The 2032-nt window shown below is 64.9% G+C and carries 2 protein-coding genes; both read left to right on the top strand.

Going from position 1 to position 2032, the window contains the following annotated elements:
• A partial coding sequence (locus tag ABT116_RS43565) for a relaxase/mobilization nuclease domain-containing protein (RefSeq protein WP_351646327.1) occupies positions 1-1742 on the top strand: 1742 nt, incomplete at its 5' end.
• Positions 1743-1805: 63 nt separating this feature from the next.
• Positions 1806-2032: hypothetical protein (locus tag ABT116_RS43560; protein WP_351646325.1), on the top strand; the 227-nt coding region annotated here is incomplete at its 3' end.

Genomic DNA, 2032 nt, shown 5'->3' with positions numbered 1-2032 from the left:
TGTCGTACCTCGCCGGTCCGGGCAAGAGCAACGAGCACACTGACCCCCATCTTGTTGCCGGTGACTACGCGATCATGGCGTGGCACGACGACAACGAACTCAGCGGTGTCGACGCTCTCGCGATCGGCAAGCAGATCGACCAGCCCCGCAAAGTGTTCGGCACCGAAATCAAGATCCCGAACTACCTGCGCGACGATGCCGGCCAGGACGTCCGCGACAGTCACGGCAAGAAGGTCCGCGATCCGATCGACCCGTATCGCGACGGCAATGTCTGGCACTGCTCACTCTCGCTCAAGGCCGACGAAGGCGAGCTGACGGACCAGCAGTGGAACAAGATCGCCACCGAGTTCATGGACGAAATGGGTTTCACCGAAAACTCCGGCCGCAGCCCCTCCAGATGGGTCGCCGTCCGACACGGAGTGTCCGCGAAAGGCAACGACCACATCCACATCGCCGCATCCGCCGTGCGCGAAGACGGCACCAAGGTCAACCTCTACCGTGACTGGAAACGAGCAAGCGACGCGGCCGCACGCATCGAACGCGAACACGGCCTCGCTGTCATCGAATCCCGCCAGAGCAAGACCGGCGAACGCGGCTACCACCGAGCTGAAAATGCGCGCGCAGTACGCAACGGGCAGACCGAACTCGACCGCGATCTCCTCGCACGCCGCGTGCGCGCCTGCGCAACATCGTCGAAGTCCGAAGCGGAATTCGTACGTCGACTTCGCGGGCAAGGATTGATCGTCCGGCCTCGCTTCGCCTCCGGCCGAGATGACGTCGTAGTCGGCTACAAGGTCGCCGTCAGACCCGACCGCGATGCCACCGGAACCGATGCCAAGCCCATCTTCTACGGCGGCGGACACCTCGGTAAGGACCTCACACTCCCCCGCCTCCGAAAGGAATGGGAAGACACACCCACCAGCTCCGGTGAAGCCGTCGCAGAATGGCGCGCAGCACGGCGAGAGAAGCCCGCAGTGCGCAAGGGACGCGAGACCGTCGTCGCCGATCCCGAACTGTTGGCACGCGCCGCGCAAGACATCGAGCAGTGGAACAAATACCTCACCAGCCTTCCGGTCACCGACCGAGCACAATGGGCACGCGCCGCCGGCCGAACCGCAGGTGTCTTCGCCGCGTGGTCCTCCCAAGTCGAAGCCACACCAGGACCGCTCGCGAGAGCGTCCGTCCAACTCGCACGGTCCGCGCAAATCCCCGCACACCAACACGCCCCGAAGAAGGCCGGCATCGTCTCCGCGGGCGGCGCGGCGATGATCGTCATGCAGTGCAAGCCGGGACTCGACGCGGCCGCCGGCTACGCATTGCTGCTGCGGCAACTGATGAAGGCGACCGAAGCGATCGCTGCATCATCGCGCGCGGCCGGAGCCGCTGCCTATGCTGCCCAACTCGAGACCGTCAGCCGAGTGCAACTCGAATCGGTACACCGACGACTGAACGCCGCCGCACAACGATCTGCCGAGATTGGTTCCGTCGCGGTCATCGAACGCGACGAACCCGCCCACGAGGTCACCACCACGACACCGACGACGGCACCCGAGTCCGTCGAACGGACCTACACCGCCGAAGAGCAAGCCGAGATCGACGCCGCCCAGAAGTCCTTGCGCCTGTCGTACCCGAGCAGCCCGACCGAAGCAGTCCGCCCGTCACCGCTCCCCCCGAAGCTCGAACCCAAACCGCGCACCGCCGCACAACCCAACCAACGCCGGGACACCGGACGAGACGTGTAACCAGACATTGCCGCCGCCGCACAGAATGCGAACCGGTGTCGGGCTGTTGTGCTCAAATGTGCCGTGAAGAACTTCTGGTCGCAGATTTGGAACGCCGAGTGGATCGCGGACACCGGGCTTCCGTTGCTCCTTTCGCTCATCGCTTTGTACGTGGCGTACCGATTCCTCAAAGCGCAGTTCAAGCACGACCGGAACCTCTGGCGACCGATCGACCGTCGTCGTGTGCCGCCCCGACGGGCGCTCGGCCACATCACTCACCCTGTGGCGAATCTCCGACGGCGCCCAGCGGG

The organism is Streptomyces sp. NPDC002130 (genome assembly GCF_040296465.1).
In the GTDB taxonomy this organism is placed as follows: domain Bacteria; phylum Actinomycetota; class Actinomycetes; order Streptomycetales; family Streptomycetaceae; genus Streptomyces.
The sequence above is the reverse complement of the archived record's forward strand: the minus strand, read 5'-3'. Positions and strand labels throughout refer to the sequence as shown.